Source organism: Microbispora hainanensis, from assembly GCF_006874475.1.
In the GTDB taxonomy this organism is placed as follows: domain Bacteria; phylum Actinomycetota; class Actinomycetes; order Streptosporangiales; family Streptosporangiaceae; genus Microbispora; species Microbispora hainanensis.
On the sequence record NZ_VIRM01000024.1, the window covers coordinates 57,922 to 80,978 of the forward strand.

General features: G+C 72.9%; 20 protein-coding genes. 7 read left to right on the plus strand and 13 right to left on the minus strand.

All coding sequences use genetic code 11. From position 1 onward, the window contains the following. Nucleotides 1-164 precede the first annotated feature (164 nt). Genes eda through edd form a run of 3 tightly spaced genes read right to left on the minus strand, consistent with a single transcriptional unit; the run spans nucleotide 165 to nucleotide 3,582 of the window. Nucleotides 165-782, minus strand: coding sequence for a bifunctional 4-hydroxy-2-oxoglutarate aldolase/2-dehydro-3-deoxy-phosphogluconate aldolase (gene eda, locus FLX08_RS20190; RefSeq protein WP_142620431.1), 618 nt, complete (start codon nucleotides 780-782; stop codon nucleotides 165-167). Continuing rightward, nucleotides 779-1,738: a glucokinase gene (locus FLX08_RS20195; protein WP_142620432.1), complete on the minus strand. Its 960-nt coding sequence runs from the start codon at nucleotides 1,736-1,738 to the stop codon at nucleotides 779-781. Before FLX08_RS20195 ends, eda begins: the two co-directional genes overlap by 4 nt. After that, nucleotides 1,735-3,582, minus strand: a complete 1,848-nt coding sequence (edd, locus tag FLX08_RS20200) for a phosphogluconate dehydratase (RefSeq protein ID WP_142620433.1) — start codon at nucleotides 3,580-3,582, stop codon at nucleotides 1,735-1,737. Before edd ends, FLX08_RS20195 begins: the two co-directional genes overlap by 4 nt. Before the next feature lie 241 nt (nucleotides 3,583-3,823). On the opposite strand from edd, the gene FLX08_RS20205 reads away from it, so the two are divergent. Continuing rightward, a complete protein-coding gene (locus tag FLX08_RS20205; protein ID WP_142620434.1) occupies nucleotides 3,824-4,975 on the plus strand; it encodes an ROK family transcriptional regulator in 1,152 nt (383 codons plus the stop codon). Nucleotides 4,976-5,140: 165 nt separating this feature from the next. Here FLX08_RS20205 and FLX08_RS20210 read toward each other — a convergent pair whose 3' ends face one another. After that, a complete protein-coding gene (locus FLX08_RS20210; protein WP_142620435.1) occupies nucleotides 5,141-6,013 on the minus strand; it encodes a sigma-70 family RNA polymerase sigma factor in 873 nt (290 codons plus the stop codon). A gap of 74 nt (nucleotides 6,014-6,087) precedes the next feature. Here FLX08_RS20210 and FLX08_RS20215 point away from each other — a divergent pair, with 74 nt between their 5' ends. The 3 genes from FLX08_RS20215 (at nucleotide 6,088) to FLX08_RS20225 (ending at nucleotide 8,056) form a co-directional block, all read left to right on the plus strand. Then, nucleotides 6,088-6,516: a DoxX family protein gene (locus FLX08_RS20215; protein WP_142620436.1), complete on the plus strand. Its 429-nt coding sequence runs from the start codon at nucleotides 6,088-6,090 to the stop codon at nucleotides 6,514-6,516. 123 nt (nucleotides 6,517-6,639) lie between these two features. Next, nucleotides 6,640-7,404, plus strand: coding sequence for an ion transporter (locus FLX08_RS20220; RefSeq protein WP_142620437.1), 765 nt, complete (start codon nucleotides 6,640-6,642; stop codon nucleotides 7,402-7,404). Nucleotides 7,405-7,450: 46 nt separating this feature from the next. After that, a complete protein-coding gene (locus tag FLX08_RS20225) occupies nucleotides 7,451-8,056 on the plus strand; it encodes an HD domain-containing protein (RefSeq protein ID WP_142620438.1) in 606 nt (201 codons plus the stop codon). Between the two features lie 25 nt (nucleotides 8,057-8,081). On the opposite strand, the gene FLX08_RS20230 is transcribed toward FLX08_RS20225, so the two are convergent. The 6 genes from FLX08_RS20230 to FLX08_RS20255 form a co-directional block, all read right to left on the minus strand. Next, a complete protein-coding gene (locus FLX08_RS20230) occupies nucleotides 8,082-9,044 on the minus strand; it encodes a zinc-binding dehydrogenase (protein WP_167530494.1) in 963 nt (320 codons plus the stop codon). Between the two features lie 253 nt (nucleotides 9,045-9,297). Continuing rightward, on the minus strand, nucleotides 9,298-9,864 hold the full coding sequence (locus tag FLX08_RS20235) for a P-loop nucleotide/nucleoside kinase family protein (protein ID WP_142620440.1): 567 nt from the start codon (nucleotides 9,862-9,864) through the stop codon (nucleotides 9,298-9,300). Next, nucleotides 9,861-10,127, minus strand: a complete 267-nt coding sequence (locus tag FLX08_RS20240) for a hypothetical protein (protein ID WP_244312774.1) — start codon at nucleotides 10,125-10,127, stop codon at nucleotides 9,861-9,863. Before FLX08_RS20240 ends, FLX08_RS20235 begins: the two co-directional genes overlap by 4 nt. Before the next feature lie 113 nt (nucleotides 10,128-10,240). Continuing rightward, complete coding sequence (locus FLX08_RS20245) at nucleotides 10,241-11,602, minus strand: S8 family serine peptidase (protein ID WP_142620441.1); 1,362 nt, start codon at nucleotides 11,600-11,602, stop codon at nucleotides 10,241-10,243. A gap of 147 nt (nucleotides 11,603-11,749) precedes the next feature. Then, a complete protein-coding gene (locus FLX08_RS20250; RefSeq protein ID WP_142620442.1) occupies nucleotides 11,750-13,657 on the minus strand; it encodes an LCP family protein in 1,908 nt (635 codons plus the stop codon). 34 nt (nucleotides 13,658-13,691) lie between these two features. Then, complete coding sequence (locus tag FLX08_RS20255) at nucleotides 13,692-14,813, minus strand: neutral zinc metallopeptidase (protein ID WP_142620443.1); 1,122 nt, start codon at nucleotides 14,811-14,813, stop codon at nucleotides 13,692-13,694. Between the two features lie 1,177 nt (nucleotides 14,814-15,990). Between FLX08_RS20255 and FLX08_RS20260 the strand changes: the two genes are divergently transcribed. The 3 genes from FLX08_RS20260 (at nucleotide 15,991) to FLX08_RS20270 (ending at nucleotide 19,423) form a co-directional block, all read left to right on the plus strand. Then, nucleotides 15,991-16,860 carry a LysR family transcriptional regulator gene (locus FLX08_RS20260; protein ID WP_142620444.1) on the plus strand — a complete coding sequence of 290 codons (870 nt, stop codon included), beginning with the start codon at nucleotides 15,991-15,993 and terminating at the stop codon, nucleotides 16,858-16,860. A gap of 86 nt (nucleotides 16,861-16,946) precedes the next feature. Beyond that, complete coding sequence (gene folP / locus FLX08_RS20265) at nucleotides 16,947-17,828, plus strand: dihydropteroate synthase (protein ID WP_208761555.1); 882 nt, start codon at nucleotides 16,947-16,949, stop codon at nucleotides 17,826-17,828. A 326-nt stretch (nucleotides 17,829-18,154) separates the two neighbouring features. Then, entirely contained in the window at nucleotides 18,155-19,423 is a 1,269-nt protein-coding gene (locus FLX08_RS20270; protein ID WP_142620445.1) for a Cmx/CmrA family chloramphenicol efflux MFS transporter, read from the plus strand. Nucleotides 19,424-19,448: 25 nt separating this feature from the next. On the opposite strand, the gene FLX08_RS20275 is transcribed toward FLX08_RS20270, so the two are convergent. From FLX08_RS20275 to FLX08_RS20285, 3 genes are read right to left on the minus strand one after another with little or no spacing between them, the layout of a single operon-like run. Next, nucleotides 19,449-20,867 (minus strand): pyridoxal phosphate-dependent decarboxylase family protein, encoded by a 1,419-nt coding sequence (locus FLX08_RS20275; protein ID WP_142620446.1) that lies wholly within the window; start codon nucleotides 20,865-20,867, stop codon nucleotides 19,449-19,451. Between the two features lie 8 nt (nucleotides 20,868-20,875). Beyond that, nucleotides 20,876-22,249: a sensor histidine kinase gene (locus FLX08_RS20280; RefSeq protein ID WP_244312775.1), complete on the minus strand. Its 1,374-nt coding sequence runs from the start codon at nucleotides 22,247-22,249 to the stop codon at nucleotides 20,876-20,878. 15 nt (nucleotides 22,250-22,264) lie between these two features. Further along, nucleotides 22,265-22,939, minus strand: a complete 675-nt coding sequence (locus FLX08_RS20285) for a response regulator transcription factor (RefSeq protein WP_142620447.1) — start codon at nucleotides 22,937-22,939, stop codon at nucleotides 22,265-22,267. Nucleotides 22,940-23,057 lie beyond the last annotated feature (118 nt).

Here is a 23,057-nt window from a genome sequence, read left to right on the forward strand (position 1 = left end):
ACGTGTCCGGGTCGCGGTCACGAGCATGGCCACCGGCTCCGCCGAGGGAGGAAGGACGGACCGGTGAGCTTGAGGAGCCCCGGAAAGCGCCCAGGGGCCCGGGCGGGAGCACTCCGCACCGGCGCGGCTGAGCGCGCCCAGGGACGCGGCGCAGGCCGGAGCGCTCAAGGGCGCAGCGCGGCGGCCTCGGACGCGAGCTTCTCGATCCTGGCGAAGTCGCCCGCGGCCACGAGGCTGCGCGGGGTGAGCCAGCTCCCGCCGACGCAGCCGACGTTCGGCAGGGCGAGGTAGGCCGGCGCGTTCGACGGGGTGATCCCGCCCGTGGGGCAGAACCGCACGTCGGGCAGCGGGCCGCTCAGCGACTTGAGGTACGCCACGCCGCCGGCCGGCTCGGCCGGGAAGAACTTGAGCTCGCGCACGCCGCGCTCGGCCAGCGTCATCGCCTCGGTGGCCGTGGCGACGCCCGGCAGGAACGGCACGCCCGAGGCGAGCATGGCCGCGAGCAGGGCGGGCGTGGTGCCGGGGGAGACGAGGAAGCGGGACCCGGCCCCGGTCGCGGCCTCCACGTCCTCGGGCGAGCGCACGGTGCCCGCGCCGACCACGGCCTCCGGCACCTCGGCGGCGATCCGCCGGATCGCGTCGAGGGCGGCCGGGGTGCGCAGCGTGACCTCGATGACCGGCAGCCCGCCCGCGACCAGGGCCCGGGCGAGGGGGACGGCGCTGTCCGCGTCGTCCAGGACGACCACCGGGACGACCGGCGCGAGGTCGAGAAGGTTGCTCATACCAGCTCCACATCGGGATTTCGTTGGGCGAGCCAGGCGGCCGCACCCGTCAGCGCGGGCTGCTCGGCGGTGATCAGGACGGTGGCGATCGCGGCGGCATACTCCGTCAGCGCCGGCGCGGTCGTCTCGAACCGGGCCCGGAACGCGCTGCCGGGGATCCGCGAGACCAGGCGGGGCAGCACGCCGCCGCCCAGGTAGACCCCGCCCCGCGCGGCGAAGGTGAGCGCCACGCCCCCGGCGAAGCCACCGAGCATGGCGAGGAAGACCTCCACGGTCTCGGCGCACAGCGGGTCGTCCGAGGAGGTGATCTGCGCGGCCGTGCGGTCCTCGGGCGTGACGCCGCGCACGAGCGCGAGCCCGCGGTGCAGGCGCGGCAGCCCGGTGCCCGACAGCAGGTGCTCGGCGTCCACGTACGGCAGGCCGTCCGCGCGCACCGCCCGGACGATCTCCATCTCCAGGTCGGTGACGGCGGGCGCCGCGATGTGCCCGCCCTCGCCGGGCACCGGCTGCCACCCCTCCCGTACGGGCACGAGACCGGCCACTCCGAGCCCGGTGCCGGGCCCGAGCACGACCTTCGTCAGGCCGGCTGCCGGCGGCGGGCCGCCGAGCGGCACGAGGTCGTCCCCCGCCAGGTGCGGCAGTGAGATCGCCAGCGCCTCGAAGTCGTTGAGCAGCACCGCACGCGGGATGCCGAGCTCCTTGACGGACCCGGTCCATCCCGCGTTCGTCAGCCGGTATCGGTCGTCCTCGACCGGACCGGCGATCGCCAGGCACGCGGCCCCCGGCCGAACTCCGCCCGCATGGTCTGCGAGATAGGCGGCTACGGCATCGGCAAGGCCGAGATGCTGGGAAACGTCGAGTACGGCTACCGCCTCCGGCTGCCCTCCGGGCCGGGTCACCAAACCGAACCTGGCGTTGGTTCCGCCGACGTCCGCGACCAGCCAGGGAAGGCTCACGCGGCACCTCCGAAGACGCTCGCGCCACGCTCGGCCGGGCCGACCGTGCGACGGAACGAGGCGAACAGCTCGCGGCCGGTGCCGGCCCACTGCTCGTCGGTCAGTGGGGCGCCCTCCGGCGTACGACCGGTGAGGTCGGCGAGCACGGTGAGGGTCCCGGCGGCCGAGTCGAGGCGGATCACGTCGCCGTCGCGCAGCAGCGCGATCGCCCCGCCGTCGGCGGCCTCGGGAGACAGGTGGATCGCCGCGGGGACCTTCCCCGAGGCGCCGGACATGCGGCCGTCGGTGACGATGGCCACCTTCTGGCCGCGGTCGAGCAGGACGGCCAGCGGCGGCGTGAGCTTGTGCAGCTCGGGCATGCCGTTGGCCCGGGGGCCCTGATAACGGACGACCGCGACGAAGTCCTGCCCGTCGAGCTCGCCCCGCTCGAACGCGGCGAGCAGGTCGAGCTGGTCGTCGAACACCTTGGCGGGGGCCTCGATCACCAGGTGCTCGGGCTTGACGGCGGAGACCTTGCTCACCGCCCGGCCCAGGTTGCCCGACAGCATGTGGATGCCCCCGTCGGAGGAGAACGGCTCGGCGACCGGCCGCAGGACCTCGGTGTCGGTGCTGGGCTCGGTCCGCTCGTCCCACACCAGCGCGCCGTCCTTGAGCGCTGCGCCCTCCTTGAGTACGGGGGCGGAGCGGTAGAGGCCCAGGCCGCGCCCGGCGACCGTGAGCACGTCCTCGTGGAGCAGCCCGGCGTCGAGCAGGTCGCCGATGAACACCGCCATGCCGCCCGCGGCCTGGAAGTGGTTCACGTCCGCCTGGCCGTTGGGGTACATGCGGGTGATCAGCGGGACGACCTTGGACAGGGCCGCCATGTCGTCCCAGGTCAGCTCGATGCCCGCGGCCGCGGCCATGGCGACCAGGTGCATCGTGTGGTTGGTGGAGCCGCCGGAGGCGAGCAGCGCGACGACCGCGTTGACGATCGCCTTCTCGTCCACGACCTCGGCGAGGGGCGTGTACTCCGCGCCGTGCGGGGTGATCTCGACCGCCCGCCGGGCCGCCGCCGCGGTCAGCGCGCGCCGCAGCTCGGTGTGGGGGTTGACGAACGTCGCCCCCGGCAGGTGGAGGCCCATGACCTCCATGAGGAGCTGGTTGGAGTTGGCGGTGCCGTAGAACGTGCAGGTGCCGGGGGAGTGGTAGGACGACGCCTCGGCGTCGAGCATCTCCAGGCGGCCGATCTTGCCTTCGGCGAAGGCCTGCCGCGCCCTGGCCTTGACCTTGTTGGGCAGGCCCGAGGTCATGGGCCCGGCGGGGACGAATATCGCCGGCAGGTGTCCGAAGCGTAAGGCGCCGATGAGCAGCCCCGGGACGATCTTGTCGCAGACCCCGAGCAGCAGGGACGCGTCGAACATGTCGTGCGACAGCGCGATCGCGGTCGCCATCGCGATCACATCGCGGCTGTAGAGCGACAGCTCCATGCCGGCCCGGCCCTGGGTGACGCCGTCGCACATCGCGGGCACGCCGCCCGCCACCTGCGCCACGCCGCCCGCCTCGCGGACCGCCCGCTTCAGCTCCGGCGGGTAGGTCTCGTACGGCTGGTGCGCCGACAGCATGTCGTTGTACGAGGTCACGATGGCCACGCCCGGCTTCGCCGTACCGCGCAGGCCGAGCTTGTCCTCGGCGGGCGCCGCGGCGAAGCCGTGGGCCAGGTTGGCGCAGCCGAGCCGCCCCCGGGCCGGCCCCCGCTCACGCAGCTCGGCCCCGGCGCGGCGCACCCGCTCCAGGTAGGCCCCGCGGCTCTCGCGGCTTCGCGCGACCACGCGTTCGGTGACCTCGGTGATAACGGGGTTCGTCACGGAAGGTTCTCCTCCTGCCGGGGCCGCCGCGAGGCGGGGTCCAACTCGCCCCGGAGCCTTCGTCCCGGGACGTGTGCCCGGCGGGACGTCCGGCCCCCGATCCGTTGATCGGGCACCAGGTGTCGATCGGGCACGGAAGGGACAGTATCGGGAAGTTATGCGACTTTTCAAGCCGACTTTTGTAACTTCGAATGAATAAGTCATTGAACTTAGGTGAGCTTCTGTGCTTCACTTACGCTCGATGTCACGTCTAGCCACCACCGGCGAGGTCCTCCAGCTCATCCGGAGCGGGGAGGCGGTGACGCGCGCCGACATCGGCCGTGTTACCGGCCTGTCCCGCCCGGCCGTCGCGCACCGCGTCAGCGATCTGCTGCAGCGCGGACTGATCGTGGAGGACGCCGAAGGGCCGTCCACCGGGGGCCGCCCGCCCATGCGGCTGCGCTTCGCCACCTCCGGGGGAGTCGTCCCGGTGGCCTCGCTCGGCGCCCGCCGCACCCAGATCGCGCTGTGCGACCTCGCGGGCGAGGTGCTGCACCGCACCGACCTGGACATCGACGTCGAGGAGGGGCCGGGCGTCGTCCTGCCCCTGCTCATGGACACCTGGGAGAAGCTGCTCGACGGGCGTGACGACGTCGTCGGCATCGGCCTGGGCGTGCCGGCGACCGTGGAGTTCGCCGCCGGACGGGTCGAGAGCGCTCGCGTGATGGCGAGCTGGACCGGCGTGGTGATCCCACCGATAATCGCCGAGCGGTTCGACGTGCCGGTGCTCGTGGACAACGACGTGAACGTCATCGCGATGGGCGAGCACCGGGTCGTCTACGCCTCGGAGCTCGACGACCTGCTGTTCGTGAAGGTCTCCACCCGGATCGGCGCGGGTGTGATCTCCGGCGGCGGCATCCTGCGCGGCGCGCTCGGCGCGGCCGGGGAGATCGGGCACATCCCGGTCCGGGACGGCGGGGGAGTGCTGTGCCGCTGCGGCAACCTCGACTGCGTCGACTCGGTCGCCAGCGGCACCGCGATCCTGCGCGACCTGCGGGCCAAGGGCCGCGACGTGACGTCGCTCGCCGACGTGACCGCCCTGGTCCGGGCCGGCGACGCGGAGACCATGGCCGTCGTGCGGCAGGCCGGCCGCTGGCTGGGCGAGGTCATCTCCGGCGCGGTCAACCTGCTCAACCCCGCCGTCGTGGTCCTCGGCGGCGACGTCGCCGAGATGTTCCAGCCGCTGGTGTCGGGCGTGCGCGAGGTCGTCTACCGGCGCTCGACCCAGCTCGCCACCCGCAGCCTGCGCATCGAGCGCAGCCGCCTCGGGCCCGGCGCGGGCATCACCGGCTGCGCCCTCATGGTGCTCGACCACGTCCTGTCGGCCCAGGCCGTCGACGCCGCCGCCCGCTGAAGCCCGCCGTTCGCATGCCCGGGTAATGCCCGGCGAATGGCCGGTGGACGCCCTGGTCCGCCACGCGGGCAGCCAGGAGAGTGGAGCCATGACCGGTGCGCGCACGCCGGCGCGCGGCAGGGAGCGTCGCTGTATCCCCACTCCGGTTCCCCACTCCGGCCGCGGTCACGAGCGGAGAGCCGCCAGGTCGACGTGCCGCAGGCGGCCAGGATCGTCGATCGCCTCGATTCCGGCGATCTTGTCGTGATCGAAGGTGAAGGCCAGCGCCCCGATGAGGCGTCCTCGCGGGACGATCGCGAGGCCCACGGCGCCGTCCACCAGCGCGGGCCGTACGAACCGGGCGGCCCGCGAGAAGGTGAGCGCGTGGGCGCCCACGGCTCGCGCGCCCCGCACCGGCTCCGCGTCGCCTTCGCTAAGCAGGACATCGGGATCGAGCACGGCGAGCAGCCCGTCGAAGTCACCGTGCCGCAGCGCGGCGAGGAAGGCGTCGACGACCCGCCGCTGGCGGGCGATGTCCACCTGCCGGGGCGGGATCGCGCCCACGACCCGTCTGCGGGCCCGGCTGGCGAGCTGACGGGTGGCGGCCGGAGACCTTCCGAGGATGTTGGCGATCTCGCCGAAGGGCACGGCGAAGACGTCGTGCAGGACGAACGCGAGCCGTTCGGCGGGGGCGAGACCGTCGAGCACGACCATCAGCGCGGGACCTATCGAGTCGGCCAGCAGGGCCTCGGCTTCGGGATCTCCGGCGTCGTGGCCTTCGGCGGAGAGCTCGGCCGTGACCTCGGCGGGGCCCTCGGGGAGGGGTTCCTCGCGGCGATTACGGCGCGCGCGGAGCATGTTCAGGCACTCCCGGGCGACGACGGTGGTGAGCCAGCCCGCGAGGTTGGCCACTTCGGCGGTGTCGGCGCCGCTGAGCCGCAGCCACGCGTTCTGCACCGCGTCGTCCGCCTCCGCGTGCGAGCCCAGCATCCGGTAGGCGACCGCCCGCAGGCGGGGCCGCTGCTCCTCGAAGCGCGCGGCCAGCCCGTTCTCGTCCATCGGTCACATCCTTCCGCCGCCGGGGTTCATGGCGATGAACCCGGACCTCGCTCGGATGTGACAAGGAGCATCTCATGGCAACGATTTCGAGCAGCACCAGGCGCTGGGCACACGTGCGCGCGGCCGCCTACTGGACGGCCACCGTGGCGGTGGCGGCCGAACTGGCGGTCGGCGGCGTCTGGGACATCGGGCGGATTCCGTACGTGCGCGACCTGGTGACGCACCTGGGCTATCCGTCCTACTTCCTGGTGCTGCTGGGCGCCTGGAAGGTGCTGGGGGCGATCGCCCTGCTCGTCCCGCGCCGCGCGCTGGTCAAGGAGTGGGCCTACGCGGGGGTCCTCTTCACCTACACGGGGGCCGTGGTCTCCCATCTGACCACCGGATATGCCGTGGGCGAGGTGTGGGTGCTCTCCATGCTGGCCGCACTCACCGTGGTGTCCTGGGCGCTGCGGCCCTCCGGCCGCCGCACCGGCCGCCGCACCGGCCGTCTCGCCGCGCGGTGACGGCCGGCGGCGACGTGGCGGGGTCGAACGCCGGTCATCGGAGTGCCCAGGCCGGGTAACGGAAATGTCCCCGGGGGGCACTAGGCTCTGTGCCGATCTTCCAGTGCCTCCCAGGAGTTTTTCGTGCGTGAACGTGTCCGCCGTCTGATCGAGTCGCCGCGGTTCCAGCAGGTGATCACGGTGGTGATCCTCTTCAACGCGGCCACGCTGGGCGTCGAGACCTCGGCCGAGGCGACCGCCCGCTACGGCACGGAACTGCACGTCGCCGACCACGTCGCCCTGTACATCTTCGTGGCGGAGATCCTGGCCAAGATCTACGTCTACCGGTGGCGGTTCCTCCGCGACGCCTGGAACGTCTTCGACCTGCTGATCATCGGCTTCTCGTTCCTCCCCACGGCGGGCGGCCTGTCGGTGCTGCGGGCACTGCGCGTCCTGCGGGCGCTGCGGCTGATCTCGGTGGTGCCGTCGCTGCGTCGGGTGGTCTCCGCGCTGCTCACCGCCATCCCCGGGATGAGCTCGATCGTCGTCCTGCTCGGCCTCATCCTGTACGTCGCCGGCGTCATGGGCACCAAGCTCTACGGCACCGCCGCGCCCGAGTATTTCGGCGACCTGCCCACGTCGCTCTACACGCTGTTCCAGGTCATGACGGGGGACGGCTGGTCGGAGATCAACCGTCAGTTGATGGAGAGTCATCCCTCGTCGTGGATCTACTTCGTCGTCTTCGTACTGATCTGCACCTTCGTCGTGCTGAACCTCTTCATCGCGGTCGTGGTGAGCGCCATGGAGGAGGAGGCCAGGGACGACCGCTCGACGCTCGCCGAGCTGTCGGCCCTGCGCGAGGAGATCAGGAGCCTGCGCGAGAGCCTGGGCGAACGGGTGCCCTCCTGACACGCGGGGCCGCCGGCCAGTGATCATCGCTTGCTAGACTCCGCGCATGCGGCTTCCGACGGACGCTGAGATCCGCGCACTGCACGCGAAACACGCGCCGACGGAGGAAGCGTTCGACCGCGTCTACACGCACTGCGAGATCGTCTGCGCGATCGCCCTGCGACTGGCCGGCCGCGCCGACCGCGCGGGACTCGACATCGACGCCGACCTGGTGCGGGCCGGAAGCCTCCTGCACGACATCGGCGTCTACCTGCTCTACGACGAGGACGGGCGGCTCGACCACGCCGGTTACGTACGCCACGGAGTCCTCGGCCACGAACTGCTCCGCACGGAGGGCCTCCCCGAGAGCCTGTGCCGGTTCTGCTCCCATCACACGGGCGTGGGGATCAGCCGGGAGGACGTGCTGCGACAGGGGCTGCCGCTGCCTCCCCGCGACTACCTCGCCGAGTCGGCCGAGGAACGGCTCGTGATGTTCGCGGACAAGTTTCACAGCAAGACCGACCCGCCGAGGTTCGTCACCGCCGACACCTACGCGGCCCACGTGCGCCGATACGGCGACGACAAGGCCGAGGTGTTCGCGTCGATGTGCGCCGTCTTCGGCGTCCCCGACCTGCGGCCGCTCGCGGCGGCGTACGGACACGAGATCGTGTGACCGTGACCGGCATGCGCCGCGCGGCCTACGGGGTGAGGACGATTCTGCCGAACACCTCGCCGGCGTCCATCTTCCGGTGCGCCACCACGGCCTGGTCCAATGGCAGCACCTCGTGCACCACGGTGTGCAGCGCGCCGCGGCCCGCGGCGGCGAACTGCTCGATCCGCACGGCATGCCGGTCGGAGGCGGCCACGGTGTCGGCACTGAAGGTGGCGAAGGACATCGACTTCCGGAACGCCGCCATCATCGCCGTGCCGAAGTCCGCCGGAGGCTGCCCTCCGACCACGCCGATGACCACCATCCGGCCGTTCGGGTTGAGCCTGCCGAAGAAGGAAGGCAGGTCCGGTCCGGCTACGACGTCGATGACGACGTCGTAGCCCGCGGGAGCGTCCTTGCCGCCCTCGCCGGAGCGGTCCAGTACGTGGGTCGCGCCGAGCTTGCGCAGGCGCTCGCCGCGCTCGGCGGACGAGGTGGTGACCGCCATCGCACCGGCGCCGCCGAGAGCCGCGAGCTGGACCGTCATGATCCCTATGCTGCCCGCCGCACCGCGCACCAGCACCGACTCTCCGGGGGCGAAGCGGGCATGGGCGAGGCCGAAGTGGGCCACCACACCGGAGCTTCCGAGCGTCACCGCGTCGACGGCGGACAGGTCCGCGGGGAGGGGAACGATCTCCTCGACCGGGGCGACCGCCTGCTCGACGTAGCCGCCGCCCACGCCGGTGGACGCCCACACCCGCTGACCGATCCATGACGTATCGACGTCGTCGCCGACGGCGATCACGGTGCCCGCCACCTCGCCGCCGGGGATGTGGCCCTCCGTGAAACCGTAGGCGGCCAGAGCGCCGCTTCGGATCACGGCGTCCACGCCGCCGACGCCGATCGCCTCGGTGGCGACGAGCACCTGCCCGGCGCCCGGGACCGGGGCGGGGAGGTCGATGACGGCCAGACCTTCGGGACGTCCGAATGCCTTGATCGCGACTGCCTTCACTGTCGTCTCCATGCTGCTGGGATCGATCACCTGTGCCGGGGCGGCCGGCGGTGCCCGAGGGCCGCACCCGGGGAAGCGCGCGGCTTCCACGTCTCGGACGCTAACGAACCCCGCCGCCCGGGCGGCCGAAGTGAGAACGGCGAGCGACCACTTGACTCGGATCCCGCGGTCCGGCTCTCTGGACGGCCGTGAACGCATGCTGGAGGCGGCAGGCGCCCGGCGAGCAGCACGGGAGAACCGCTGAGGAGGCGACCTACGCCCTCGCCGCCAGCCGGTCGATCTGGACTTCGAGCGGAGGCGCGCCGAGGCGGTTGTCGACCTCGTCGTACGGCACGGCGGGCGGCTCGTCGACGCGGATGGCACGCAGGTATTCGGCGAAGTTCTCCAGCTTCTGCCCGTCCCTGACGAGGCCCCGGCGGAGAAGCCGCCCCCGCAGCGTCGGGCCGTCGGATCGGATCCAGATCAGGCGTACGTCCGGCCCGCCCAGCGCCTCCACCCACGCGTGCCAGAGCGCCGCGTCGTGCACCTGGGAGGTGAAGGGCCCGCCGAGCATCACCGGGCAGCCGTGGGAGCGGATCTCCCTGGCCGTCGCCGTCATGCCCGCATACTCGTGCCGTTTGACGTGCTCGTCATACCACGGCCCCTCGCGCTCGCCCGTGGGCCTGCCGTACGCCGCGAGCATGGCCTCGACGAAGCCGCCGTACATCGTGTCCTTGTCGAGCAGGGCGGGCACGGGATCGAGGCGGGCCAGCAGCAGCTCGCAGACGGTCGACTTGCCCGCGCCCGGCGGACCGGACACCACCCAGACGGGAGCGGTCATCGCGGCGGCCCGTAGGGCTCGATGGGCGGATCGGAGTAGGGCCCGCCGTCCGCCGCCCCGCCGTCCGCCACCCCCGTGCCCGAGTCGCCGACGCGCCGTCCGGCCTCCTCCGTCACCCGCAGGACGTACAGGTCCCTGCCGGGATCGACGGGCACCAGACCGTAACCGGTGTCGACATCGTCCTCGGTGAGGCCGAGCCGCCGCATCGCGGCCTCCAGCGTCGCGGGCGCGGCGAGCCGGACGGTGATGAGCACCTCGGCCACCGGCCCCGCCTCCCTCTGCTGGACGTCTCGTCACCGGACGGCGCGGCGCTGTGTCGTTTAGGCCGCTTTCGCGGCGCTGTGTTGTTCAGGCCGCTTTCGCGGCGCTGCGTTTTTCAGGCCGCTTTCGCGGCTCGGCGGCGCAGCGCGGCGATGATGCCGGCGGCGTCCACCACGCCGTACCCGTAGTCGTGGTCATACCCTACGGCACTGCGATCATCGGCCGTCCTGCGGAGCAGCGTCCGGAGCTGGGCGGGCGACAGCACGGTGGAAGGCCAGAGGGAGCGGACGGCGGCGACCAGACCGGCCGCGACGGGACAGGCCGCCGAGGTGCCCGAGTCGGGCTCGTCGTCGCCGAGCGCCCCTGACCCGGCGAAGTGCGTGTAGGCGCAGACGTCCGGCTTGCGCTTGGTCAGCCGCCCGGGCCCCTGGGAGGAGTAGCCGACCCGCGTCCCCGCCGTGTCGACCCCGCCGATCGACAGCGCGCTGGGGTGGGAGTTGGCCCCGACGATGGGCCGGTCGGGGAAGGCGCACCTGCTGTCGCGGCACTGCGTCCCGCAGTTGCCCGCGGCGAACAGGATGTCCGCCCCCGCCTCGGCCAGGCTGCCGACGATCAGGTTGAACGGATGGGCCGCGCTGTCCGAATAGTTGCCGGGGTGCCCGGGCGGGAAGTCCCAGCGCGGGGAGAACGACCCCCAGCTGTTGGTCACCACGAGCGCCCGCGACTCGGCGGGCTGAGCGTCGAGGACCTCGCGCAGGTGGGCGTACGCGGCGATGGCGTCGGACAGCAGGCCGTCGAGCGTCGAGCCGCCCTGCCGCCGCGACAGCAGCACGGGCACGTCCACCAGCGACGCCTTGGGCGCGGCGATGAGCGCGTCGAAGGCGCACATCGTGCCGTGGTCGACCGCGAAGTCCCCCGGGGTTCCGGAGACGCCCTCGGGGCTCCAGCTCCGCTCGTGATCCACCGTCACGTCCTGCCCGCGGGCGGCCTTGACGTACGCCGCGTTGATGCCGGTGTCGACGACCGCGAGGCTGACGCCGGAGCCGTCCAGCCCCTCGGCCGCCAGGTCGGGCACGCGCAGCAGCCGTTCGACGTCGTGCCAGTCGCCCACGGCGGGGTCGCCCCCGCAGGTGAGGGAGGTCTCGATCGCCGGGTCGGCGTACACCGCGACCACGTCGCGGCGGGACACGGGCAGGAGGGCGACCCTGCTGGCGACCTCGTCGTCGGCGATCTCCCCGCGGACCACGACCGAGGCGTCCTGCGGCGACATGGAGAAGACCAGCGGCTGGTTGAGCGACAGCGGGTCCCCGCCGGGGGACGCGGGCATCGGGCGGGGCACGGCCACCGGGGCGTACGAGTGGTCGAGGACCACCCCGGGCAGGCCGTCGGCCACGTCCGACGCCATCGAGGGGACCGACGGGTCGGCGACGGCGGCGACCAGGTCGGGGGACGGACGCAACTGGATGAGTACGCGCACGACGAGTCCACTCCGTTACTGTGCGGATCGTGACTGGGTGGATACGTTACGTGACAACCATGCTGCATCCGGAAGGGCGCGTCCACGCCTTCGCGTAAAAACGGCCCGGTGTCGCCCGGCCGGAAGCCCGCGCCCGAAAGCGCCCGGTCAGAAGCCGCACAGCTCCGAGAGGCTCTTGGCCGCCTTGTCGTTCGTGGTGGGCGTCGCCCGGGGGCTCGCCCCTGCGATGACCGGCGTACGGGAGGGGGACGGGCTCGGCGACGCGGACGGGGAGCGCGAGCCGGAGGGGGTGGCGGACGCCGCCGATCCGGCGGACGTCATCGGCGAGGCGGTGGCCGCGACGGCGCCCCGCTCGGCCATCGAGTCCCGGATCGCCTCCCTGGCCAGCTTCCTGATCTTGACCCAGTCCGGGTTGCCCGTGTAGATGAGCGGCGGCACGAACTGAAGGCTGGTGATCTTGGCGCTGCGCACCTTCATGCCGAGCGGGACGAGGTGCTCCAGCAGGTCGCGGGGGATGTCGGTGCGGAACATGTGCCGGGCCGCCGAGGCGATCTTGTTGAAGTTCGCGAGCACCGTGGCCGGGGTGACCTGCTGGGCGAGCGCGCCGATGACGCAGCGCTGGCGGGCCATACGGGAGAAGTCGTCGCTGTCCACCCGCGAGCGGCCATACCAGAGCACCTCCTCGCCGTTGAGCGTCCGGTAGCCGGCCCTGATAGTCCCGGCGGTGCCGAACTTGCCGCCCCATTTGACGTCCTGCTCGACCCGGATCTTGAGCCCGCCGACCGCGTCGATCAGCGCCGCGAAGCCGTACATGTCGACCATCGCGTAGTAGTCGATGTGCAGGCCCAGGGTGTAGCCGATCGCGTCCTTCAGCGCCTGCGCGCCCCTGTTCTTGCCGCCCATGACCTGGGGGTTGTTGTCGGCGTAATACCAGACGGAGTTGAGCAGCCCCTGCCCCTCGGCGTCGAAGCCGTTCGGGAACACCTTGCGCAGGGGGCTGCTCGGGGGGAAGCGGACGTACTGGAGGTTGCGCGGCAGGCTGAACAGGACGGTGTTGCCGGTGGCGATGTTCACGCTGGCCACGGTCATCGAGTCGGTGCGCACCCCGACCCGGTTGCCCGCCGCGTCGCCGCCGATCAGCAGGAAGTTCACGCGCGTGCGGCCGTTCCATGGATCCTCGGCGCGTACGGGGACGGGGGTCGAGCCCTCCGCCGGGGCCGTGACGTCGTCGAGTAACTGACTGGCCGTCCTGATGGTGTTCGCGGTGAAGGCGAACGGGGCCATCACGGCCACGCACAGGACGCCCGCGACGACGCCCGACACCACCTGGCCGGTCTGCGTCAGGCGCTGTGGCCGCAGGGCGACGAACGAGAGGAGTACGAGCGCGAACCAGGCGAGCGCGCACACGGCGGCCCCGGCCATGATGGCGGTCATCGTGCTGCCGCGCAGCGCGACCCCCGCGTCGTCCTTCAGACGCAGGACCAGGATCACCAGGGCGACCAGCACGACGCCGAACGTCGCCAGCAGCGCGATCCCGGTGCGGCGGTTGCCCGCCCGCAGATGGGCCGCTCCGGGCAGGACGGCCGACAGGGCCGTCCAGCCGATCAGGGAGGCGGTGGTCAGCGGGGGGGCCGAAACGCGGCTGCCCGCCGCGCGGGGCCGATGTGGGCGGCGAGCCCGTGGGCGTCCTGCCGTCCTCGCTCCGACCACGCCGCCCCGCGTCTCCACCGGCCCGGCCCGGGTCTCCTGGCCGGCCCGCGTCCTCGCCGCGCCGGCCCGGGTGACCACCGGGCTGCCCTGCGTTTGCGCCGGATCGGCCTGGGCTCCCGCCGGGTGGACCTGCGTGCCCGCCGGGTGGACCTGGATTCCCGCCGGGCGGAGCTGCGTGCCCGCCGGGCTGGCCGGGGTGCCCACCACCGGGCTGACCTGGGTCTCCGCCGTACTGACCTGGCCGCTGACCTTCCCGGGGCCCTCCGGCCTCGTCAGCGGGACCCCCGCCTCGCATGGTTCACCGCTCTCTCTCCCGAAGCTGTGGCTAGGGATTCTAGCCCCCATATCCGGACAAGGTAGACGCAAACTGTGGCGTTGATCACGATACCGAGCTGGAGCCGACGACCCAGGTGTTGCACTGGTACGCCTTCGGGCGGGTGTAGCCCTGACGGAACCAGGCCGCGTTGCTGCGCGTGTTCCCGTGGTCGCGTGGCCCTCCCGGCGGATCGCCCAGGTGGCTGTAGGCCCACAGGAGCGTGTTGCGCTTGGTGGTGTCGATCGGATACGAGGCGGCGACCGACTGCATGAACATGCCGCCGAAACACGTCGCCTGCAGTTCGTGCCGGCGGCTCAGGGTCAGCCTGCCGCTCCGGGAGCTGGAGTCGAGCGTCTGCCGCCACCAGGAGTCGGAGATGCCCGTGATGTTCTGGATGTGGTGTCCGTACTCATGGGCCATCATGCTGATGATGATCCCGTTCCACGAGCCGAGCGGGCCGTACTCCCTCGCCATGGCCGAGGTGGAGGCGTAGATCGTCCTGTTGCTCGGGCAGTAGTACGGCACGTTGCTGCCGGGGGAGGGATAGTCGCCGCACGCGCCCCTGCCCTTGCGGGCCGCGATCATGTAATTCGGCGGGCTCCAGTCGATCCCGACCCGCTCCAGCGCCGGCCCCCACGCCTTGCCCATGCACGTGCCCGTCTTGAGGATCAGCGCCTTGAACTGGGTGTGGTTGTAGATGCTCGCGTTCCCGGCCCGGCAGTTCGTCTTCGCCAGCGACCCGGCCCGATAGACGGTGTTGTTCTTCGTCGTGCGGTTGAGCACGGGCTTCGGCCGCGTCGTGGGCTGCGACGTCGGCTTCGAGGTGGGCTGCTGGGTCGGTTCCGTGTCCGTGGTGGCGTCGTCGGTGGGGAACGGCGAGAAGGTGAAGCTCGGGATCGCGACCGGCGAGACCGTCTCGTCGTGGTTCGACAGGCCGGCCAGCGCGCTCACGACCACGACGAGCACGAAGACCAGCGCCAGCACGCCCATGAGCGCCCCGATGACCGCCCCCGCGCCGGACTTGCGGCGGGGCGGGCGCCAGGCGGGCGGATAGGGGGCGGCGGGCCCGCGCGGGGGAGGCGGAGGCTGCGGAGCCCACCCCGGCCCCTGGGGCGGTGCCGGCTGCTGCGCCGGTGCCGGCGGCGGTGGCGGTGGCACCTGGAACGGCGCCGCCTGGAACGGCATGTCCTGCGAAGGGCCGGGGGGCGCCGTGTTGCCCCACGATCCCGGGAAGTCCTGCGGATATCCCGGTCCGCCCGGCGTGTACGCCTGGCCTCCCTGGTGGCCCGCCCCGTTCGGCGCGTACGGTGCGCCAGGCGGCGGGCCCGCCGGGGCGGCGGGGGACGACGGGGGCGCGTAGGGCTGCCCGTAGGGCCCGGCATAAGACTGAGCCGGGGGCTGCGCGGGGGGTTGCCCAGCGTGTTGCACGGGGGGTTGCATAGAGGGCTGCGCAAAGGACTGCGCGGGAGGCTGTCCGTTCGCTCCGGCGCCCGCCGCGTCCGGCCACCCCGGAGCCTGGGGCTGAGGCTGCGCCCCGCCCTGGAACTGCGCTCCTCCCGGGAACTGTCCTCCCGGGAACTGTGCCCCGTCATGGAACGGCGTCCCGCCCTGGGGCCCCGGCGGGTAGGGCGTCGCGCCCGGATAAGGGGCGTTCTGCGCATAGGCGCCGCCCTGCGCCTCCGCCCCCGCGTGAGCTCCCGGGCCGTAGGGCGGCGCGCCCTGCCCATAGGCGCCGCCGCTGTTCGGACCGGGGTACGGAACCCCGCCCTGCGGCTGAGACCCGGGGTACGCCCCGGCACCCTGCGGCGGCCCGGGGTAGATCCCGTCGCCCTGCGGCATGCCGGGAACAGGGGGAGCGCCCTGTGGCGCGGCGTTAGCCGGATAGGCAGGTCCGGGAGGCGGGGCCGGGTAGCCGGGCGGGCCCTGGTGCGCTCCGGGCGGGTAGGGCCCGCCGTACGGCTGACCCCCCGGCGGCTGGGAGCCGTTCAGCGGCTGTGCCGGCGGCGGATAAGGAGCGGTGCCGGGCGCCTGCTGCCACGCGCCGCCCTCGGGTCCGCCCCATCCCTGCGGACCGTACGGCCCCGGAGCCGCGCCGGGTGATCGCGATCCGTCCGGTGGGCCGGGCACGGCCTCCGGCTGCGGCGAGTACGGCGGCCCCGAATAGGGAGAACTCTCCCCTTGCGGCTCCTGGGGAGGGTACTGCTGCGCCACGACATTGCCCCCTTTGTGGATTTGGGGCAAAAGAATACTGTTTCCCCATCCATCACGGATGTAGCAGATGTCGGGCACGATGCGTAATCGACCGGCGTGATCTCTGCGATGTTCCGGAATCGCCGGGCTCGTCTGCCCTAGCGTTTTTCGCATGAATCTGCAGCAGCTCCGTTACGTGGTCGCCACTGCGGAGCACCGCACTATGACCGATGCCGCCAGATCGCTCTATATCGCGCAGCCTGCTCTGTCCCGCGCGATACGCGACCTGGAACGTGAACTCGGAATGACGCTTTTCGCCCGCTCGGGCCGCGGGGTCGTCGTGACGGCCCAGGGACGCCGGGTGGTGAAGCTGGCCCGTGAGGCCCTCGACGCGGTGGCCGAGATCGAGGCCCTCGCGACGCAGAGCAACTCCTCCGGCGCCGAACTGCGGATCGCGTCCACCCCGAGCCTGGAGCCCGGCCTCGCCGGGCGTCTGCTGCCCGCCTACGCCGCCGAGCATCCGGGGATCCGGGTGCAGATCGTACGGTGCGAGGGCCGGGAGGCGGTGGTCAGCGCGGTCCGCGAGCAGCGGGCCGATCTCGGGCTGACCGACCTCCCGGTGCCCACCGACCTGGTGAGCCACCCGCTCGAACGCCAGGAGATCGTGCTGATCTCCCCGCCCGGCCTCGACCTGCCCGACCCCGTCCCGGTGGCCAGGCTCGACGGAATGAGGCTGGTGCTGCCCGCCCCTGGCAGCCCCCGCCGCAGGGAGTTCGACCAGATCTTCGCCACGCACGGCGTCCGTCCGGTCCCGGCCGTCGAGTCCGACGAGCGCCGGGGCTGGCTGCGGACCGTACGGGAGGGGCGGGCTTCGCTGCTGTGGTATCGGGGCATGGCCGAGCAGGCGGCCAAGGCCGGCCTGGTGGTCCGCTCGCTCGACCCCTCGCTCCGCAAGATCATCGCGGTCGTGCACGCCCGGCGGCGGCTGCCCGCGATGGCGCAGCACTTCGTGGCCCTGGCCGAGGGCGGCTCGGCGGCGTGAGCGCATGCCGTCTTTTTGGACCGTTCCACGACCGCGTCTTCGGCGGGCACGCGAGAGGACGCCGTCCAGCTAGTACGCTGGCGGCGATGTCCACTTCGCCGATGCCCGCCGAGGCGCCCGGCCTGCCCGCCGTCCTGCGCCTGCGCGGCCGTGCCTTCGGTCCCGGCGACTTCGCGGTCATGGCCGTGGTCAACCGGACCCCCGACTCCTTCTACGACAGGGGATCGACCTACGCCTTCTCGGCGGCGGTCGACGCCGCCTCCCGCCTCATCGAGGAGGGCGCGGACATCGTGGACATCGGCGGCGTGAAGGCCGGTCCCGGCACGGAGGTCGACCCGGCCGAGGAGATACGCCGTGTGGCGGAGGTCGTCGCCGCGGTGCGCGACCGGCACCCTGATGTGATCATCAGTGTCGACACCTGGCGGTCGGAGGTCGCCAAGGTCGTCGCCGAGGCCGGGGCCGACCTGCTCAACGACACCTGGGGCGGGGTGGACCCCCGGCTCGCCGAGGTGGCCGCGGCGTACGGCATCGGCCTGGTGTGCGCGCACGCCGGGCGGGTGGAGCCGCGCACCCGCCCGCACCGCATCGCCTATGAGGACGTGGTGGCCGACGTGGTCGCGTACACGACCGAGCTCGCGGAGCGCGCGGTCGCCGCGGGAGTCCGCCGCGACGCGATCCTGATCGACCCGGCCCACGACTTCGGCAAGAACACGTGGCACTCGCTGGAGGTCAGCAGGCGGCTCGACGAGCTGACCGCCACAGGGTGGCCGGTGCTGGTGGCCGTCTCCAACAAGGACTTCGTCGGTGAGACCCTGGGCGGCCTGCCCGTGGAGGAGCGCCACTCGGGCACGCTGGCCACGCTCGCCGTGTCGGCGCTGCAGGGCGCCCGGGTGTTCCGCGTCCACGACGCGGCGAGCGCCCGTACGGCTCTCGCAGTCGTCAACCGCCTCTCCGGCGCGTCTTCCTAGCCCCTCGATCCCCGGTACGGCCGGCTGGAGGGAGCGGAGCTTCCTTGCGGCGCGGTGACCGACCCTGCCAGTGCCTGCCGCCGAATCACCGTCGTACGGGCCGTTTCTCCTGGGGCTCCGCGCACCGTCGCCTTCGACTGCTTCCGCCGCCGGACCCCGGGTTCGTCCGCGCGGTGATCCCGCGGGCCCGGCTGGACCCTCCCCTCGTCGTCCGGCTGTGGTCCGCAGCGGCTCACCGCGTGCTCATCGACCGTTCGCGATCCTGCGTGGCTTTCGTGGGCTTTTCGTGGGCTTTCGCGACCATTTACGACGGGTGTGGAGTTGTCATGCCAATCGCCATCTACATGCTCGGACTGGCGGTCTTCGCCCAGGGGACCTCCGAGTTCATGCTGTCGGGCCTGGTGCCCGGCATAGCCCGCGACCTTCATGTATCCGTCCCCGCCGCAGGGGCGCTGACGTCGGCCTTCGCCGCGGGGATGATCGTGGGCGCGCCCCTGACGGCCGTCCTCAGCCTGCGGTGGCCGAGGCGGCGGGCCCTGCTGGTCTTCCTGACCGTCTTCATGGTGGTTCACGTGGTGGGCGCGGTCACCACCAGCTTCGGCGTCCTGCTGGCCGCCCGCGTCGCCGGAGCGCTGGCCAACGCCGGATTCCTGGCCGTGGGTCTCGCGACGGCGACCGCCATGGCCGGGCCCGGCGCCAAGGGCCGGGCCGCCTCCGTACTGCTGGGCGGGATCACGCTCGCCTGCGTCGCCGGGGTGCCGGCCGGCGCCGTGCTCGGCCAGGTGTGGGGCTGGCGCTCGGCGTTCTGGGCGGTGGCGGTCGTCTCGGTGCCGGCCGTCGTCGCGGTCGCGGCCTCCGTTCCGTCGATGCCACCGGAGACGGCCATGCCACCGGAGACGGCCGCGCACCAGGGGACGACCACGGCATGGGAGACGGCCCCGCACCCGGGGACGACCACGGCGTCGGAGGTGGCCGTGCCCGGCGCGCGGCGTGAGCTGCGGGCGTTGCGCCGCCCCCGGCTGCTCGTGACCCTCCTGCTCGGCGCGCTGGTGAACGGCGCCACGTTCTGCACCTTCACCTACCTGGCTCCGGTGGTCACCGAGGTCGGCGGATACGGGCCGCGGTGGGTGCCGGTGCTGCTGGCGCTCTTCGGCCTGGGGTCGTTCGCCGGGGTGACGATCGGCGGCCGGACGGCGGACCGGCGGCCCATGCGGCTGCTGGTGCCCGGCGGCCTGGCCCTGACGGCAGGCTGGATCGCGTTCGGCATGGCCGCGGCCAACCCGGCGGCCGTCCTCGTGCTCGTCTTCGTGCAGGGCACGCTGTCCTTCGCCGTCGGCTCCACGCTGATCACGCGGGCGCTCTACGAGGCCGTCGACGCGCCGTCTCTGGGTGGCTCGTTCGCGACCGCCGCCCTCAACGTGGGCGCGACCGCCGGGCCCCTGCTGGGCGGGGCCGCCATCGGCGCCGGGCTGGGCTACCGGTCTCCCCTGTGGGTCAGCGCGCTGCTGGTGGCGCTGGCGTGGCCGGCCCTGGCCGCCGCGAGGACCGGGACGACCGGCGTGCGGACGTCTCCGAGGCGCCGCGCCACCCGCTGAACGCGAGAGCTGAAGAGGCGTCGCGTCAGGAATACAGGACGGACAGGAAGCGGACGAGGATCGCCTCGCGGGTGGCGGCCGGCAGCGCGTCGAGCACGGCGTTCACCACCGCCATCCCGGGCTGTCCCGTCGCCGTGAGGTCGATCCCCACCGACGCGGCCAGCTCGGCGAACGTGGCGTCGTCCAGCGCGTCGAGATCGAGGGACGCGATGAGCTCGGGCAGACCCTCGGGCACGTCGGCCGGTCCCCGTCGCCGGGCGGCGTCGGCCGCCTCCGCGATCACCTCCAGCATCGCGTCCACCCCCGCCAGCGTCACACCGGTCACCGTGATGTGGATGTTGGCGGGGATCCCGGCGTACGACAGCTGCGGCTGGAGGAACCAGCCGAGCCGGCGCGCTTCGTCGGCGAGCACGAAGACGTCCACCTCGGGGGATCCGGCGATGGCGACCAGCGCGGCCTCCGGCTCCCCGAGCACGCGCAGTCCGGGGATCTTCGCCACGCCCTCGGCCAGCCGCCGGGTCGCCTCCAGCGTCCTGCGGCCGAGCTCCAGGTAGCCCTCCCGGCCGAGGGCCTGCAGCGTGGCCCAGGCGCCGCCGAGCGGCCCGGCCGACCGCGAGCTCTGCACGGTCGCGTTGATGATCGTGTAGCCGGGCCAGGCCGCCGAGGCGAAGTAGGCCCGGCGGCGCAGCTCCGCGTCGCGGAACAGCAGCACCGACGCCCCCTTCGGCGCGTACCCGAACTTGTGCAGGTCGCACGAGATCGAGGTGACGCCGGGGACGCTCAGGTCGAACGGCGGGATCGCGGCGCCCGCCTCGCGCAGCCACGGGAGCAGCCAGCCGCCGACGCAGGCGTCCACGTGGCACGGCACGCCGCGCGCCGCTGCGAGCGCGGCGACCTCCTCGACCGGGTCGACGACGCCCTGCGGGTAGGAGGGGGCCGACACCACCGCCAGCGCCGTACGGTCGTCCAGCGCGGCCTCGAACGCCGGGACCGAGGCCCGATAGGTGACCGGGTCGACCGGCACCGGCACGACCTCCATGCCGAGGTAGTGCGCGGCCTTGTGGAACGCCGGGTGCGCGGTGACCGGCAGCACGACCCGGGCGGCGCCGGGACGGGCGTCGCGGGCGGCCTTCACCGCCAGCATGATCGACTCGGTGCCGCCGCTGGTGAAGATGCCCGGCGCGCCCGGACGGCCGAGCAGCTCGGCGACCGCCCCGACCACCTGCCGCTCCAGCGCGACCATGCTGGGGAAGGCCGTCGGGTCGAGCATGTTGACCTCGAGCATCTCCGCGTACGCCCGGTGCGCGGCCTCGTGCACCTCCGGCAGGCCCGTGTCGTAGACGTACGCCGTGACCTTGCCGCCGCGCACCGGCAGGTCGGCCTCCTTGAGGGCGGTCAGCTCGGCGAGCAGTTCGGTGACGGGCCTGCCGTGATCGGGAAGCATGGATCTCCTCAAGGTGCAAGGGGGAGCCGGACGACGGCACGCAGTCCGGGGGAGGCGTCCTCCAGGTGGACCGTACCGCCATGGGCCTCGACCGTGGTGCGCACGATCGCGAGACCGAGCCCGGCGCCGCCGTCGTCGCGGCTGCGGGCGTCGTCGAGCCGGGTGAACCGGTCGAAGACCCGCTCCCGGTCCTCGGGCGGGATGCCCGGCCCGTCGTCGGTGACGGTGAGCTCGGCGGCGCCCCCCTCGGCGCGTACGCCGACGCGGACCGCGGACGTCGCGTGCCGCAGGGCGTTGTCGACCAGGTTGGCCAGCACCCGCCGCAGGTCGAGCGCGTCGCCCAGCACGACGGGAGGCGCGCCGGCCGGCAGGTCGAGGTCGAGGCCGTGCCGCTCGGCCGTACGGCGGGCCATCTCGGCCAGGTCGACCGGCTCCCGACGGCCGGCGCGGCCCTCGTCGAGCCGGGCGAGGGCGAGCAGGTCCTCGGCGAGGCGGGACAGCCGGAGGGTGTCCTCGAGCACCCCTTCGGCGGTCTCCTTCCAGTCCTGCCCCTCCGGGTGGCTGAGCGCGACCTCGAGCTGGAGCCGGATGCTCGCGAGCGGGCTGCGCAGCTCGTGCGCCGCGTCGGAGACCAGCGCCCGCTGGCGCGCGTCGGCCTCCTCCAGCCGCCCGAGCATGTCGTTGAGCGTCGTGGCGAGCGCGTGCACCTCGTCGCGTGCCTCGGGCACCGGCAGCCGCCGCGACCGGGCCGTGGCGCCCACCTCGGCCGCGCCCCGCCGCAGCAGCGCGATCGGCCGCAGCGTGCGCCCGGCGACCAGCCACGAGACCGCCGCGAGCAGCGCGAGCAGGAGCGGCATGCCGGCGATCAGCACGTGCCCGATGGTCACCAGGCTGCTCTCCACCTCGCCGAACGACCGCGCCACGATCACCGTCACGCCGCGGTCCGCGCTGAGCGCCCGCACCCGCAGCGGCCCCGGCAGCGCGTACGGCCGGCCGTCGAGGAACAGGGGCGTCCCGCCGCGCAGGGCGGCCTCCCGCGCCTGCGCGGGCAGCAGGGGGACCAGGCGGTCGGTATTCGGGGTGGCGTCGACGATCCGCCCGTCCCGGTCGAGCACCTGCACGATCGTGTTGTCCACGGAGACGACGGGATCGGACAGGCGGCCCGCGTCCGACAGCGCGACGATCTCGCGTCCCCGCTGGTAGACCTGCTCGTCGATGCCCTGGACGAGCGCTTTGCCGAGCACGGCGACGAACACGTACGCCGACGCGGCGAGGGCGAGGGCCAGCACGGCGGTGGCGGCCGCGGTGACCCGGAACCGCAGGCTCTGCCGGCGCCACCACGTCACCGGGCGGATGAGCAGACCGGACACAGGGCTGGACACAGGGCTGGACACCGCTCAGCCGCCGTCGCTCGCGAGCCGGTATCCGGCCCCGCGCACGGTCTGCAGGGCGGCGCGGCCGAACGGCGTGTCGATCTTCCTGCGCAGATAGCCGACGTACACCTCGACCACGTTCGGATCGGTGTCGTAGGTGTCCCACACGTGCTCCAGGATCTCCGGCTTCGACACCACCTCGCCCGGCCGGCGCATCAGATATTCGAGCAGGGCGAACTCCCGGGGCGTCAGCTCGACCGGCGCCTCGCCCCGAGTGACCACCCGCGCCGCGGGGTCGAGCGACAGGTCGCCCGCGCGCAGCACGGCGGGCCTGCGTCCGCCGCCCCGGCGCAGCAGCGCCCGGAGCCGGGCCACCAGCACGACGTACGAGAACGGCTTGGTGAGGTAGTCGTCGGCGCCGAGGTCGAGCCCGTCGGCCATGTCGTATTCGCCGTCCTTGGCCGACAGCATGAGGATCGGCACCCAGTTCTCCTCCGCGCGCAACTGCTTGCACACGTTGTAGCCCGACATGCCGGGCAGCATGATGTCGAGCACGACCACGTCGTAGTCGCCGACGCGCGCCAGGTGCAGGCCCTCGTTCCCGTCGTGCGCCAGGTCGACGGCGAAGCCTTCCGCCTGCAGCCCGCGGCGCAGCGCCGCCGCCATCCGCCGCTCGTCCTCCACCACCAGAACCCGCATTGCCCCAGTGTGGCCCTTTTTGACGGCATGGGCGCGGCCAGTCTGAGAGCCCTCTCAGTCCGTCTCAGCGTCGGCACAGGAACATCGCGGCAGTCTCGGGGCGTCAGGTTTCCGCACA